This window comes from Cyanobium sp. LEGE 06113 (genome assembly GCF_015207615.1).
The window spans coordinates 1-14,537 of sequence record NZ_JADEWM010000015.1; the positions used below are offsets into that span (position 1 = coordinate 1).

Here is a 14,537-nt window from a genome sequence, read left to right on the forward strand (position 1 = left end):
CTGATCAGGTCGAGATCAGTGGCGGGAAGAGCGGTTTCGGGCACAGGAAGAGCGCGATTCCGCTGACCTCAACCCATGCTGACAGCCCCGACCAGGCCGCCTGTGACACACTTTGAATCAGCCCTGCGCCAGTACTCGTGAGGGAAGGGCGATCAACGAGACCGTCTACGACGTCACCAGCCTGCGCACCACGGCAAAAGCAGTGCTGCGACACGTGCGGGACCGATGGTCGATCGAGAACTCCTGGCACTGGGTGCGCGACACCCAGCCGCGTGAGGACGCCCACCGCTACCGGGAACGCAACGGGGGGCCGGCGCTGGCAGAACTACGCGCCGTGGCGCTCAACCTGTTACGCCTCAACGGGTTCGATTCCATCGCTGAGGCGATGGGTACCGTCAGCCATAACGTAGAGCTGCTGGTGCGGCTGATGCGCTGCCAAGGGAAGGAAGGCCCACAGCCGCCCTCATCTTGGAAGTTCTAATCAGCCTCGGCACTTACCGGTTGTCTGAGATGGTTCACCCCACCAACCCCAGCCGTCCGCCGGTGTAGCCGCCGCGCTCGCGCACGGCCGTGCACCAGCCCTGCTGCTCCAGATACCAGCGCACCGTGGCCTCCAGGCCCGCCTCGAAGCTGTGGCGCGGCTGCCAGCCCAGCTCGCCGCTGATGCGGGCCGGGTCGATGGCGTAGCGGCGGTCGTGGCCGGGGCGGTCGGTGACCGGGGTGATCAGGCGGGCGTGGGGGGCACCGGCCGGACGCAGCTGATCGAGCAGGGCGCAGATCGCCTCCACCACCTGCTTGTTGGTGCGTTCGCCGTGGCCGCCCACGCAGTAGCTGCGGCCCAGCTCGCCGCGGGTGGCGGCCAGCAGCAGGGCGTCCACGTGATCCTCCACATAGAGCCAGTCGCGCACGTTGGCGCCGTCGCCGTAGAGGGGGATCGGCTCGCCGGCGGCGGCCTTGAGGATCACCACCGGGATCAGCTTCTCGGGGAACTGCCAGGGGCCGTAGTTGTTGGAGCAGTTGGTGAGCACCACCGGCAGGCCGTAGGTGTGGTGCCAGGCGCTCACCAGGTGGTCGCTGGCGGCCTTGCTGGCCGAGTAGGGGGAGCGGGGGTCGTAGGGGGTGGTCTCCGAGAAGCGGCCCGTGGGCCCCAGCGAGCCGAACACCTCATCGGTGCTGATGTGGTGCAGCCGGAAGGCGGCGCGCCGCTCCTCGTTCAGACCCTCGTAGTGGCCCCGCAGGGCCTGCAGCAGGTGGAAGGTGCCGCTCACGTTGCTGGCGATGAAGGCCTCCGGACCCTCGATCGAGCGGTCCACGTGGCTCTCGGCGGCCAGGTGCATGACCAGATCCGGATCGGCCTGGCGTACCGCCGCGGCCGTGGCCTCGGCATCGGTGAGGTCCACCCGCAGCAGCTGGTGGCGGGCCCCGGCGCCATCACCGAGCTCATCCAGCACGGCCTCCACGCTGGTGAGATCGCTGGCGTAGCCGCACTTGTCGAGGTTGAACACCGTGGCCTCGCTGTCGCGCAGCAGACGCCGCACCACGGCGCCGCCGATGAAGCCGGCGCCGCCGGTCACCAGCACGCGGCGGCGGGGACCGAGCAGGGAGGGGAGGTGGTTCACGGGGGAGCGGCGGCGGGGCGGGAATCAGACAGGGGCAGCTGTTGCAGCACCTGGCGCAGGGCCGCCCGCCAGTGGCGGGGCGGCAGCTCGAGCAGGCGGTGGCTGGCGGTGCACTCCAGCAGCGAATAGCTGGGCCGGCGGGCCGGGGTGGGGTAATCCGCCGTGGTGATCGGCCGCACCCGCGCCTGGCGCTGCAGCAGCCCCAGCTCCTGGCCCAGCTCGCCGATGGCCACGGCGAAGTCGTACCAGCTGGCGGCGCCCGCATCGCTCCAGTGCAGCAGGGGCGGCAGGGGCTCGGCCAGGTCGGCCGACACGGCGGCCTTCTCCCCACCGCGGGCCACCGCGATCAGCCGCCAGCAGGCCGCCGCCAGGGTGAGGGTGCTGGTGGGGCAGCCCACCTGGTCGGCCACCACGCCGATCTCCGGCTTCTCGGCGTGCAGGCGCAGCATGGTGAGGCAGAAATTGCGGCCCACCGGGCCATACACCCAGCTGGTGCGCAACACCTGCGCGCGGCCTGCCTCCGCCAGGGCGCTGGCCAGCACCGCCTGTTCACCGGCCGCCTTGCTGGCGCCATACACCCCCAGGGGCGCCAGGGGCTGGTCGGGCCGGTAAGGCGTGCCCTGGCTGCCGTCGAAGACAAAATCGGTGCTCAGCTGCAGCAGCCGGCCGCCGCTGCCGGCCAGGGCCTCGGCGAAGGCCTTCGGCGCCGCGGCATTCACGGCGGCGGCCAGCTCCGGCTCGCTCTCGGCCCGGTCCACCGCCGTGTAGGCACCGGCGTTGAGCACCCAGTGGGGGCGCAGCTCCTGCACCAGCTGGCGGCAGGCGGCCGCATCGGCCAGGTCCAGGGCCCTGAGACCCTCGCCGCCGCTGCGGCTGGTGGCGATCAGCTCCAGGCCCGCAGGGGTGCTGGCAACCAGTGCCTGGCCCAGCTGGCCGGCAGCCCCGGTAAGCAGCACCTTGAGGGGCTGATCGGCTGACGCCATCGCGGCCGTGTTGGTCATGGGAACAGGTCCCCCGCGCCCAGCTCGGCGAAGAGCGGCGCGGCGCCGTCCTTGCCACTCAGCTGGGGCTGGGCCCCGGCCAGGGCCTCCAGGGGCCAGGCGATCGCCAGGGCCGGATCATCCCAGCGGATGGCGCGCTCGCAGTCCCTGCTCCAGAAGTCGGTGGTCTTGTAGAGCACCTCGGCCTCGGGGCTGAGGGTAAGGAAGCCGTGGGCGAAGCCCGGCGGCACCCACAGCTGCTGCCTGTTCTCGGCGCTGAGCAGGGCGCCGCCCCACTGGCCCCAGGTGGGCGAGCTGCGGCGGATGTCCACCGCCACATCGAAGATCTCACCCAGCACGCAGCGCACCAGCTTGCCCTGGGGGTGGGGCGGCAGCTGGTAGTGCAGGCCCCTGAGCACCCCCTGCTGCGAGCGGGAGTGGTTGTCCTGCACAAAGCTCGTGGCGCCCGCGGCGGCATTGAAGGTCTGTTGGTTCCAGCTCTCGTAGAAAAAGCCCCGCTCGTCGCCGAACACCCTTGGGCTGAGCAGCAGCACCCCCTCCAGAACGGCTCCAGAGGCGCTGTTCAGCGGCTCAACCTGCATGGTCTGTCTCCAACACCTGAAGCAGATACTCGCCGTAGCCACTCTTGCGCAGGGGGGCAGCCAGGCCGGCGAGCTGCTCGGCGTCGATCCAGCCCATCCGCCAGGCCACCTCCTCAGGGCAACCCACCTTCAGGCCCTGGCGATGCTCGAGGGTGCGGATGTAGCTGCCCGCCTCGTGCAGGGAATCGCAGGTGCCGGTGTCCAGCCAGGCCATGCCGCGGCCCATCAGCTCCACCCGCAGCCTGCCCTCCTCCAGGTACTGGAGGTTGAGGTCGGTGATCTCCAGCTCGCCCCGGGCCGAGGGCACCACCCGCCGGGCCCGCTCCACCACGGAGTCGTCATAGAAGTAGAGGCCGGTCACGGCGTAGCGGCTGCGGGGCTTGGCGGGCTTCTCCTCGATGCTCAGCACCCGACCCTCGCCATCGAAGGCCACCACGCCGTAGCGCTCCGGATCGCGCACCGGGTAGGCGAACACCGTGGCGCCATGGTGCTGGCCATTGCAGCCCTGCAGCTGGGGGCTGAAGTCCTGCCCGTGGAAGAGGTTGTCGCCCAGCACCAGGGCAGCAGGAGCGCCCGCCAGGAAGGACTCTCCGATCAGAAACGCCTGGGCCAGGCCATCGGGGCTGGGCTGCACGGCGTAACTAATGGCCATGCCCCAGCGGCGGCCGTCGCCCAGCAGCCGCTCGAACGGCTCCTGATCAGCGGGGGTGGTGATGATCAGCACCTCGCGGATCCCCGCCAGCATCAGGGTGCTGAGGGGGTAATAGATCATCGGCTTGTCGAACACCGGCAGCAGCTGCTTGCTCACGGCCAGCGTGATCGGGTGCAGCCGGGTGCCGCTGCCTCCGGCCAGAACGATGCCCTTGCGCTGCTGGCTCAAAGCGTCGGGGTGACTGGGAGGATGTTGCCATGGTGTTGTTGCCATGGTCGCGATCCAGCTGCTTCGCCATGCTCCCGGCGCCCCAGGCCTGCGCTGGTTCGGCCTCGGCCCCGGCCTGCGCCCCAGCCGCGCCCTGCTGAAGCTGCGGCGCCTGTTCAACCACCACGCCTTCTGGGCTCAGGACCGCAGCTATGCCCAGCTGCGCACCCTGCTGGCCGGCAGCCCCGTGGTGGTGAGCCTGTGGCGGGGCAAGCGGCTGGTGGGCTTCGGGCGGGCCAGCAGCGATGGGGTCTGCCGGGCCGTGCTCTGGGACGTGGTGGTGGCGGGCGATCTGCAGGGACGCGGCCTGGGCCGCCAGGTGGTGGAGGGCCTGCTCAGCGATCCGCGCCTGCAGCGGGTGGAGCGGGTGTATCTGATGACCACCAACAGCGCCGGCTTCTACGAGCAGCTCGGCTTCCACAGGGTGGAGAGCCAGCAGTTGCTGGCGCACCATCCCCAGGAGGCTGGCCCAGCCCCACCCAGCTAGCCCGGCAGGCCCGCCATCAGGCTGCCCATTTCGATCGCCTGCAGGCCATAGCTCCAGCCCAGGTTGCTCTTGATGCCGGCCCGCTCCAGGGCCTGCTGCATCGTGTCGGTGGTGAGCACGCCAAAGATCACCGGCACACCGCTCTGGCGGCTCACCGCCGCCACGCCCTTGCTCACCTCACTCACCACCACATCGAAGTGGGGCGTATCGCCGCGGATCACAGCCCCCAGGGTCACCACCACCTGATAGCGGCCGCTTGCCGCCAGGCGCTGGGCCACCAGGGGGATCTCAAAGCTGCCGGGCACCCAGGCCACATCCAGCTGGGCGCTGCTGGCGGAGGTGTCGATGCCATGGCGACCAAGGCAGTCGAGACAGCCGCTCAGCAGCTTCGCTGTGACCAGATCGTTGAAGCGGGCCACCACCACGCCGATCCGGAGGGACTCGGCACCGACAAAGCGGCCCTCGAAAATTGCCACAGGCAGGCGCCACAGCAGTGACGCGGCAAGGTGGCTTCAGGGTAGAAGGCGCGCTGCTGAGGCGGCTTCAGACCACGAAGTAGCTCATGCCCCAGTTCACCAGCACCAGGGCCAGCCAGGCGATGCCACCGATCAGGATCAGACGGTTGGAGCGGCCGCTGTCTTCGCTGGTGGCGTAGAGCACGGGCACCGCCACGATCAGGGCGAAGGACATCACCACCAGGGCCAGAACGGTGAGCGTGTTGAGGATCTGCATGGATCTGCGGCGTCGCCGGGCCGGTCAGTGCCGGGATTCTCACACGCAGGCCCGGGGTCTCCGGCGCGGCCAGCGCCGATCCTTCACAAGTTGTCGGGCTCCGGGATCGGGCAGCTGCGGCCCCGGCGGCGCAGGCAGCCGCAGCGATCGACCTACGATCAAACGGCCTCCAGCGCAGCGCCGTGGCCGCGGAAGCCGAACAGCAGCTTTCGCTCATGCCCGAGCCCGTCCTGCAGGGCTCCCTGTTCGCCGAGATCCACGGCCCGGGGCAGGCCGGTGCCAGCGGCGAGGCCGCAGCTGGGGACACTGCGGCAGGCGAGGCGGCGGCCACTGAGCCGGCCACGGCTCCGGACCCGCTTGCCGCCGCCGCCGCCCGACCGCGTCGTCGGGCTGAGCGCGTCCGCCCTGCGGGACCTGAGCCAGGCGAGGCCGGCGGCCGAGGCGACGCCCCCCAGGCCCCCGAGAGCGATCTGCCCCCCTGGCACCACCACAGCCTGGTGGAGCCGGCCCGGCTGCCGCCGATGCTGCGCCACTACGTGCAGCTCAAGCGCGACCACCCCGAGCGGGTGCTGCTCTACCGGCTGGGCGATTTCTTCGAGTGCTTCTTCGAAGACGCCATCACCCTCTCGCGGCTGCTGGAGCTCACCCTCACCGGCAAGGAGGCCGGCAAGACGATCGGGCGGGTGCCGATGGCGGGCATCCCTCACCACGCGGCTGAGCGCCACTGCGCCGAGCTGGTGCGCCGCGGCTTCAGCGTGGCCCTCTGCGACCAGCTCGAGAGCACCCCCACCAAGGGCGAACTGCTGCGCCGGGGCATCACCCGGGTGCTCACGCCGGGCACGGTGATCGAGGAGGGGATGCTGGCGGCCCGCCGCAACAACTGGCTCTGCGCCGTGGTGCTGGAGCCCCCGGGCAGCGGCGCCGGCTGGGGGCTGGCGGTGGCCGATGTGAGCACCGGCGAGTTCCGCGTCAGCCAGCAGCAGGGCAGCGATGCCCTGCATCAGGAGCTGCTGCAGGTGGAGGCGGCCGAGGTGCTCTGGCCGGCGGTGGCCAGCGAGGAAGCGGCGGCAGCCGCGGCCTGGTGTCCAGCCACCCTGCGGCGCACCGCCCTGCCGCGCACGCCGTTCGAGGCGCCCGAGGCCACGGCCACCCTCAAACAGCGCTTCGGCCTGGCGAGCCTGGCTGGCCTCGGCCTGGGGGAGCACCCCCTGGCCCTGCGGGCCGCCGGTGGGCTGGTGGCCTACCTCGATGGCACCCAGAGCGGCCAGGTGCCGCTCGATCCCCCCACCACCTGGCACCCCGACGAGGCCCTGGTGCTGGACGCCGCCACCCGCCGCAACCTGGAGCTCACCCGCACCCAGCTGAGCGGCGCCTTCGAGGGCTCCCTGCTCTGGGCCCTCGATCGCACCCACACCGCCATGGGGGGCCGCTGCCTGCGGCGCTGGCTGGAGGCGCCCCTGCTGGATCTGGAGAGGATCGAGGCGCGCCAGACGGCGGTGGGGGAGCTGGTGGGTCAGCGCCCGCTGCGGCTGGCCCTGCGCCGGCTGCTGCGGCCGATGGGGGATCTGGAGCGCCTGGCGGGCCGCGCCGGCGCCGGCAGTGCCTCGGCCCGCGATCTGGTGGCCCTGGCCGATGGGCTGGAGCGGCTGCCCCAGCTCGCCGGCCTGCTGCAGCGCTGCGCTGCCGCCCCCCTGGCGGCCCTGGCGCGGCCCTGGCCCAGGCTCGACGCCCTGGCCGAGAACCTGCGCCACGTGCTGCTGGAGACGCCGCCGCTCTCGCTCATGGAGGGGGCCCTGATCCATGACGGCGTCGATCCGCTGCTGGATGGCCTGCGCAACCAGCTCGATGACCAGGACGCCTGGCTGGGCCGCCAGGAGGCCGCCGAACGGGCGGCCAGCGGCATCGCCAGCCTGCGGCTGCAGCACCACCGCACCTTCGGCTACTTCCTGGCCGTGAGCCGGGCCAAAGCCGCCGCCGTGCCTGACCACTGGATCCGCCGCCAGACCCTGGCCAACGAGGAGCGCTTCGTGACGCCCGCCCTCAAGGGCCGCGAGGCCGAGATCCAGCAGCTGCGGGCCCGTGCCGCCGAGCGGGAATATGCGCTGTTCTGCCAGCTGCGCGGCCGGGTGGGCGAGCAGGCGGCCGCCATCCGCCAGGCCGCCCGGCTGGTGGCCGAGCTCGACGCCTGGTGGCCCTGGCCGAGCTGGCCGCCAGCGGCGGCTACTGCCGCCCGCAGCTCAGCGACGGCCGGGAGCTGCAGATCGAGGCCGGCCGGCACCCGGTGGTGGAGCAGCTGCTGGTGGAGGAGCCCTTCACCGCCAATGGCATCGCCCTCGGTTGGGAGGGCCCGCAGTCAGCGCCCGATCTGCTGATCCTCACGGGGCCGAACGCCAGCGGCAAGAGCTGCTATCTGCGCCAGACCGGGCTGCTGCAGCTGATGGCCCAGATGGGCAGCTGGATCCCGGCCCGCTCGGCCCGGCTGGGCCTCGCCGATCGCATCTTCACCCGGGTCGGCGCCGGCGATGACCTGGCCGCCGGCCAGTCCACCTTCATGGTGGAGATGGCCGAAACCGCCAACATCCTTCACCACGCCACGGCCCGCTCACTGGTGCTGCTGGATGAGATCGGCCGCGGCACCGCCACCTTCGATGGCCTCTCGATCGCCTGGGCCGTGGCCGAGGAGCTGGCCCAGGGCATCGGCGCCCGCAGCGTCTTCGCCACCCACTACCACGAGCTCAACGAGCTGGCCGAGCTGCTGCCCAACGTGGCCAACGCCCAGGTGCTCGTGGAGGAAACGGGCAGCGACCTGCGCTTCCTGCACCGGGTGGTGCCCGGCGGCGCCAGCCGCAGCTACGGCATCGAGGCGGCCCGCCTGGCCGGCATTCCCGCCTCGGTGCTGCTGCGGGCCCGCCAGGTGCTGAGTCGCATCGAGGCCAACAGCCACGTGCGGGTGGGTCAGGACGCCGCCTGACGGCAGCCGGCCCGCAGCAGGGCGTTGCAGGCCGCGCCCACCAGGGCGGCTCCGCCCCGGGAGCCCTCCAGCCGTACCTGGGCCAGGCCACTGGCGCCCAGGTGACGCTTGCTCTCCGCCACCCCCACGAACCCCACCGGCATGCCGATCACCAGGGCCGGCGCTGGCACCGCGCCGGCAGCCACCAGCTCCAGCAGACGCTCCAGGGCCGTGGGGGCACTGCCCACCAGCACCACCAGGCCCGGCCCCAGGGCCGCCAGGGCACCCTCCATGCCCACGGCCGTGCGGGTGCTGCCCTCGGGCGCCCGCGCTGGTGCCCAGGCGAGCACGCTGTGCACCGGATTGCCGAAGCTGCGGGCCGCCATCGGCGCCACCGCCGCCGCGGCCATGGCCGTGTCGGTGAGGATGGCGCCGCCGGCGGCCAGGGCGGCGCGCCGGCGGCGCAGGCCCCCGGGCTGAAGCGCAGATCCGCCGCGATCGAGAGGTCGCCACTGCTGTGGATGCAACGCTCCAGCACGGCCCGCTCCAGGGGGTCGGTGGGGCCGGCCACACCGCGCTCGGCCAGTTCGGCTCGGATCAGCCGCAGGCTCTCGAGAAAAATCGGATGATCCTGGAGGATGGGGGTCTCGATGGAACTCGGGGGGGATCGGGCGGGAGCGCTCTGGCCTGACCGCCCTCACAGCCATGGCGCCCCCCAACCCTATGCACCCCTGCCGCCATGCCGATCCACCTGCTCTGGGGCGATGACGACGCCGCCCGGGGCCGGGCCGTGGATGGCCTGATCGCCCGGCTGGTGGACCCCGCCTGGGCCTCGATCAACCTCAGCCGCCTGGATGGCCAGGATCCCGCCCAGGCGGCCCAGGCCCTGGGGGAGGCGCGTACCGCCCCTCTGGGGGCAGGGGCGCGGCTGGTGCTGCTGCAGCGCAGTCCGTTCTGCAACCAGTGCCCCGCCGAGCTGGCCGATCAGCTTGAGGCCACCCTGCCGCTGGTGCCGGACCACTGCCATCTGCTGCTGGTGAACACGGCCAAACCCGATGGTCGCCTGCGCACCACCAAGGCGCTGCAGAAGCTGGTGAAGCAGGGCCAGGCCGAGGAGCAGGGCTTCCCCCTGCCGGCGATCTGGGATGGGGCCGGCCAGCTGGAGCTGGTGCAGCGCACGGCCAGGGAGCTGGGCCTGCAGCTGCAGCCCCGTGCCGCCGAGGCCCTCAGCGAGGCCATCGGCAGCGACAGCGCCCGGCTGGCCAGTGAACTGGAAAAGCTGGCGCTCTACTGCCGGAGCGCGCCGTCCGGCTCGGCAGCACCCCAGGCCGACAGGGCGATCAGCGTGGAGGCTGTGCAGGCGCTGGTGGGGGGCCAGAGCACCAGCGCCCTGGCCGTGGGCGATGCCCTGCTGCAGGAACGGCCCGCCGAGGCGATCGCCCTGCTGGATGCCCTGATCGAGGCGGGCGAACCGGCGCTGCGCATCGTGGCCACCCTCTCCAGCCAGATCCGGGGCTGGCTGTGGGTGTGCCTGCTGGATCAGCGCGGTGAGCAGGACGTGGCCGCGATCGCCAAGGCCGCCGGCATCGGCAATCCGCGCCGCATCTATGTGATGCGCAAACAGATCAGGGGGATTCCCGGCTCTCGCTTCCTGGCCCTGCTGGCACGGCTGCTGGAGGTGGAGGCCGCCCTCAAACGCGGCACGGCCCCCGGGGATGCCTTCCGCGATGGCTTTCTGCTCGGTGCCGCCGCCCAGCAGCTCACCCCGGCGCAGGGCCGCAGCCGATAATCGGCCGTTGCGATCACCCCTGGGCCCCCACCCAAGACCCCACCCTCGATCCCTCACCCCCATGGCCCTGCTGGTTCAGAAGTTCGGTGGCACCTCGGTGGCCGACGTGGCCCGGATCCAGGCGGTGGCCCGCAGGGTGGCCCAGTGCCGTGACGAGGGCCATGAGCTGGTGGTGGTGGTGTCGGCCATGGGCCACACCACCGACGAACTCTCGGGCCTGGCCCGGGCGATCAGCAGCGATCCACCCCAGCGGGAGATGGACATGCTGCTGGCCACCGGGGAACAGGTGTCGATCGCGCTGCTGTCGATGGCCCTGCATGCCGAGGGCGTGCCGGCGGTGTCCATGACCGGGCCGCAGGTGGGGATCATGACGGAGTCGGCCCACGGCCGCGCCCGCATCCTCGAGATCCGCACCGAACGGCTGCTGCGCCTGCTGGGTGAAGGCCAGGTGGTGGTGGTGGCGGGCTTTCAGGGCACCAGCAGCGGGCTGGCCGGCACGCCGGAGATCACCACCCTGGGCCGGGGCGGCTCCGACACCTCCGCCGTGGCCCTGGCCGCCGCCCTCGGCGCCGAGGCCTGCGAGATCTACACCGATGTGCCCGGGGTGCTCACCACCGACCCGCGCAAGGTGCCGGATGCCCAGCTGATGACGGAGGTGAGCTGCAACGAGATGCTGGAGCTGGCCAGCCTCGGGGCGGCCGTGCTGCATCCCAGGGCCGTGGAGATCGCCCGCAACTACGGCGTGCCGCTGGTGGTGCGCTCCAGCTGGAGCGAAGCGCCGGGCACCCGGCTCACCAGCGGGGCACCGCAGCCGATCGGGCAGGGCGGCCTCGAACTGGGCAAGCCGGTGGATGGCGCCGATCTCGAAAATCGCCAGGCCGTGGTGGCGCTCTCGCACGTGCCGGATCGCCCCGGCGTGGCGGCCCAGCTGTTCGAGGCCCTGGGAGCGGCGCACCTCAACGTGGATCTGATCGTGCAGGCCACCCATGTGAGCACCACCGACGAGGCCTGCAGCTTCACCAACGACATTGCCTTCACCCTGCCCGAGGCCGATCTGGAGCAGGCCCAGCTGGTGTGCCGCGAGGTGCTGGCCGGCATGGGAGCCGAGCTGGGGGCCGGAGCCGCCACCCTCAGCGGCGAAGCGGGGCTGGCCAAGCTGAGCATCTCCGGCGCCGGCATCATGGGCCGCCCCGGTGTGGCGGCGCGGCTGTTCGACACCCTGGCCCGCTACGGCATCAACCTGCGGCTGATCGCCACCAGCGAGGTGAAGGTGAGCTGCCTGGTGGCCGGCGACCAGGGCAGCCGCGCCCTGCGGGCGGCCGCCGAGGCCTTTGAGCTGCAGGAGAGCCAGCTGCGCCACGATCCACCCCCCTGCCACAGCGGCGAGGCGGCCGTGCGGGGCGTGGCCCTCGACACCGGCCAGGCGCAGGTGGCCGTGCGCCAGGTGCCTGACCGCCCCGGCACCGCCGCCGCCGTGTGCAGGGCCCTCGCCGATGCGGGCATCAGCCTCGATGCAATCGTGCAGTCGGAGCGCACCGGCCTCAGCGGCCAGCAGCGCACCCGTGACATCAGCTTCACCCTGAAGCGCGACGACCGTAGCCGGGCCGAACAGGCCCTCGGGCCGCTGCTGGGCCAGTGGCCCGGCTCCCGCTTTGAAGAGGGAGCGGCCATCGCCCGGGTGAGCGCCGTGGGCGCCGGCATGCCCTGCACCCCGGGCACCGCCGCGCGCATGTTTCGCTGCCTGGCGGAGGCCGGCATCAACATCGAGCTGATCGCCACCAGTGAGATCCGCACCAGCTGCGTGGTGGCGGCCGACCAGGGGGTGGAGGCGGTTCAGGCGGTGCACCGCACCTTCGAGCTCGGCGGCAGCACCACCCACCGGGCCGAGGGCAGCGAGGCCCCGGAGCTCAGGCCCGGCCCACCAGCTTCTGCCGCAGCCCCTTGATGCGGTCGCGCAGGTTGGCGGCCTCCTCGAACTCGAGGTTCTTGGCCGCCGTTTTCATTCTGTCCTCGAGCTGCTGAATCAGCTCCGGCAGGGAATCGAGGGGAACGGCGTTGTGCTCGGCCTGATCCGTGGCCTGCTCAAGCTGTTCGTCATTGAGGCGCCTCGACACCTCCAGGAAGGCCAGGATGGAATTCCCCGCCCGCTTGCCTGCGGCCGTGGGGGTGATGCCGTGCTTCTCGTTGTAGGCGTGCTGAATGGCACGGCGGCGTTCGGTTTCGCCGATCGCCTTGGCCATCGAATCGGTGAGATTTTCGGCATAGAGCAGGGCCTTGCCCTCCACATGGCGGGCGGCGCGGCCGATGGTCTGGATCAAGGAGCGCTCGGCCCGCAGGAAGCCCTCCTTGTCGGCATCGAGGATCGCCACCAGGGACACCTCCGGCAGATCCAGGCCCTCGCGCAGCAGGTTCACCCCCACCAGCACGTCGTACTCGCCATTGCGCAGATCCTGGATGATCTCGATGCGCTCGATCGAGTGGATCTCGGAGTGTAGATAGCGCACCCGTACCCCGTTCTCGGCCAGATAATCGGTGAGGTCCTCGGCCATGCGCTTGGTGAGCGTGGTCACCAGCACCCGTTCCTGCTTGTCGGCGCGCTGGCGGATCTCGCCGAGGAGGTCGTCCACCTGGCCCTCGGTGGGGCGCACCTCCACCACGGGATCGAGCACGCCGGTGGGGCGGATCACCTGCTCCACCACCTGGCCGCGGCTCTCGGCCAGCTCCCACTGGCCGGGGGTGGCGCTCACGAAGATGGTCTGGCGGGCCTTCCGCCAGAACTCCTCGCCCTTGAGGGGCCGGTTGTCGGCGGCGCTGGGCAGACGGAAGCCGTGCTCCACCAGCACCTGCTTGCGGCTCTGGTCGCCGTTGTACATGGCCTGCAACTGGGAGCAGGTGACGTGGCTCTCATCCACCACCAGCAACCAGTCGTCGGGGAAGTAGTCGATCAGGCACTCGGGCGGGGTGCCGGCCTGGCGGCCGGCGAGGTGGCGGGCGTAGTTCTCCACGCCGTTGCAGTAACCCACCTGCTCCAGCATCTCCAGGTCGTAGATGGTGCGCTGCTCCAGCCGCTGGGCCTCCAGCAGACGCCCCTGGCCATTGAGCAGATCGAGCCGCTCATGCAGTTCGTGGCGGATCGCGGCGATGGCCTCGGCCAGCCGCTCCTTGGGGGTCACGAAGTGCTTGGCCGGGTAGATGTTGATCGCGTCGAGGCTCTGCAGAATCTCGCCGCTGGTGGGATCCACATAGCGGATCGCCTCCACGTCATCGCCGAACAGCTCGATCCGCACCAGACGATCTTCGTAGGCCGGGCCGATCTCCAGCACATCGCCCCGCACCCGGAAGCGGCCGCGGGAGATCTCAACGTCGTTGCGGGAGTACTGGTTGTTGACCAGGTCACGCAGGGAGGCACGCAGGTTGAGCGTGTCGCCCACCTGGAATTTCACCGCGGCCTTGAGGTATTCGCTGGGGATGCCGAGGCCGTAGATGCAGCTGATCGAGGCCACCACGATCACATCGCGGCGCTCGAACAGGGAGCGGGTGGCCGAATGGCGCAGCATGTCGATCTCTTCGTTGATCGACGCCGTCTTGGCGATGTAGGTGTCGGAGACGGGCACATAGGCCTCCGGCTGGTAGTAGTCGTAGTAGGAGATGAAGTATTCAACGGCATTCTTTGGAAAGAACTCGCGCAGCTCATTGCAGAGCTGGGCCGCCAGGGTCTTGTTGTGGGCCAGCACCAGGGTGGGACGCCCGGTGCTGGCGATCACATTGGCGATCGTGAACGTCTTGCCGGTGCCGGTGGCCCCCAGCAGGGTCTGGTAGCGCTCGCCGGCCTGAACGCCCTGAACCAGCCCGGCGATCGCCGTGGGCTGATCGCCCTTGGGCTGGTAGGGGGCGTGGAGCTCGAAGGGAACCATCATGGTGCCCATTGTTGGCGAGCCGCGCCCGCTACCGCGGTGCCGAGAGCAGCGAAATGGCCGTCCCGAAGACCCGCAGGGGCGCGGATCAGCCCGCAGCTACCTGGCTCATCAGCGCCGAGACCCGGGTGAAGTCCACATCGAGGCCGAGCATGCGCAGGATCACCGCCGACAGCACCGCGTAGACCACTGCCCCCAGCACGGCGCTCAGCAGCCCCTGGCGCAGCCGGAAGCCTGGATCAGCCAGGCCGCCAGGCCGAACAGAATCACGGTGATCAGCCAGTTGAACAGCAGACTCACCGGACTGATCACCCCGCCGAGGCTGGTGACGGCCCAGACGGGCCCCAGCAGCAGCTTGAGCGGCCAGATCAACAGGGTGCCCAGCAGGCCGATCACAACAGCGGCGAGCAGGGCGATCGGGAAGCTCTCGATCTCAACACCCAGGGGAAGCCAGGCGACGATCAGCAGCACCAGAGCACGGATCGGCCACTGCAGCAGCCAGACGAGGGAGCCCATGACAGTTCAGGTGGAACCTTCGAAACGTA

At 71.0% G+C, this 14,537-nt stretch carries 11 protein-coding genes and 3 pseudogenes; 5 read left to right on the forward strand and 9 right to left on the reverse strand.

The features are described from left to right. Positions 1-112: 112 nt before the first annotated feature. On the forward strand, positions 113-481 hold the full coding sequence (locus IQ220_RS15145) for a transposase (protein ID WP_193916333.1): 369 nt from the start codon (positions 113-115) through the stop codon (positions 479-481). Between the two features lie 34 nt (positions 482-515). On the opposite strand, the gene rfbB is transcribed toward IQ220_RS15145, so the two are convergent. Genes rfbB through rfbA form a run of 4 tightly spaced genes read right to left on the reverse strand, consistent with a single transcriptional unit; the run spans position 516 to position 4,126 of the window. Then, the gene (gene rfbB, locus IQ220_RS15150) at positions 516-1,619 is read right to left on the reverse strand and encodes a dTDP-glucose 4,6-dehydratase (protein ID WP_193916335.1); all 1,104 of its coding nucleotides are present in this window, start codon (positions 1,617-1,619) and stop codon (positions 516-518) included. Then, positions 1,616-2,620 carry a dTDP-4-dehydrorhamnose reductase gene (gene rfbD / locus IQ220_RS15155; protein WP_228009302.1) on the reverse strand — a complete coding sequence of 335 codons (1,005 nt, stop codon included), beginning with the start codon at positions 2,618-2,620 and terminating at the stop codon, positions 1,616-1,618. The genes rfbB and rfbD overlap by 4 nt, the downstream gene beginning before the upstream one ends. Next, positions 2,617-3,201 carry a dTDP-4-dehydrorhamnose 3,5-epimerase gene (rfbC, locus tag IQ220_RS15160; RefSeq protein ID WP_193916338.1) on the reverse strand — a complete coding sequence of 195 codons (585 nt, stop codon included), beginning with the start codon at positions 3,199-3,201 and terminating at the stop codon, positions 2,617-2,619. The genes rfbD and rfbC overlap by 4 nt, the downstream gene beginning before the upstream one ends. Beyond that, complete coding sequence (rfbA, locus tag IQ220_RS15165; RefSeq protein WP_193916341.1) at positions 3,191-4,126, reverse strand: glucose-1-phosphate thymidylyltransferase RfbA; 936 nt, start codon at positions 4,124-4,126, stop codon at positions 3,191-3,193. The genes rfbC and rfbA overlap by 11 nt, the downstream gene beginning before the upstream one ends. On the opposite strand from rfbA, the gene IQ220_RS15170 reads away from it, so the two are divergent. Continuing rightward, positions 4,125-4,607, forward strand: coding sequence for a GNAT family N-acetyltransferase (locus IQ220_RS15170; RefSeq protein ID WP_193916343.1), 483 nt, complete (start codon positions 4,125-4,127; stop codon positions 4,605-4,607). The genes rfbA and IQ220_RS15170 overlap by 2 nt on opposite strands. On the opposite strand, the gene ribH is transcribed toward IQ220_RS15170, so the two are convergent. Further along, entirely contained in the window at positions 4,604-5,083 is a 480-nt protein-coding gene (gene ribH / locus IQ220_RS15175) for a 6,7-dimethyl-8-ribityllumazine synthase (RefSeq protein ID WP_193916346.1), read from the reverse strand. The genes IQ220_RS15170 and ribH overlap by 4 nt on opposite strands. Positions 5,084-5,150: 67 nt before the next feature. Continuing rightward, positions 5,151-5,339, reverse strand: coding sequence for a photosystem II reaction center protein PsbZ (gene psbZ / locus IQ220_RS15180; RefSeq protein WP_186697989.1), 189 nt, complete (start codon positions 5,337-5,339; stop codon positions 5,151-5,153). Positions 5,340-5,554: 215 nt separating this feature from the next. Here psbZ and mutS point away from each other — a divergent pair. Then, positions 5,555-8,310, forward strand: a pseudogene (mutS, locus tag IQ220_RS15185) (DNA mismatch repair protein MutS). On the opposite strand, the pseudogene IQ220_RS15190 reads toward mutS, so the two are convergent. Next, a pseudogene (locus IQ220_RS15190) lies at positions 8,295-8,929 on the reverse strand (precorrin-8X methylmutase). The pseudogenes mutS and IQ220_RS15190 overlap by 16 nt on opposite strands. Before the next feature lie 99 nt (positions 8,930-9,028). Between IQ220_RS15190 and holA the strand changes: the two are divergent. Together holA and IQ220_RS15200 are read left to right on the forward strand one after the other, a co-directional pair. Beyond that, complete coding sequence (holA, locus tag IQ220_RS15195; protein WP_193916350.1) at positions 9,029-10,078, forward strand: DNA polymerase III subunit delta; 1,050 nt, start codon at positions 9,029-9,031, stop codon at positions 10,076-10,078. Positions 10,079-10,139: 61 nt separating this feature from the next. Then, on the forward strand, positions 10,140-12,023 hold the full coding sequence (locus tag IQ220_RS15200; protein ID WP_193916353.1) for an aspartate kinase: 1,884 nt from the start codon (positions 10,140-10,142) through the stop codon (positions 12,021-12,023). Here the strand turns inward: IQ220_RS15200 and uvrB are convergent. Together uvrB and IQ220_RS15210 are read right to left on the reverse strand one after the other, a co-directional pair. Further along, a complete protein-coding gene (gene uvrB, locus IQ220_RS15205) occupies positions 11,986-13,992 on the reverse strand; it encodes an excinuclease ABC subunit UvrB (RefSeq protein ID WP_304524009.1) in 2,007 nt (668 codons plus the stop codon). The genes IQ220_RS15200 and uvrB overlap by 38 nt on opposite strands. A gap of 88 nt (positions 13,993-14,080) precedes the next feature. Further along, positions 14,081-14,508: pseudogene (locus IQ220_RS15210) on the reverse strand (phage holin family protein). Between the last annotated feature and the right edge of the window lie 29 nt (positions 14,509-14,537).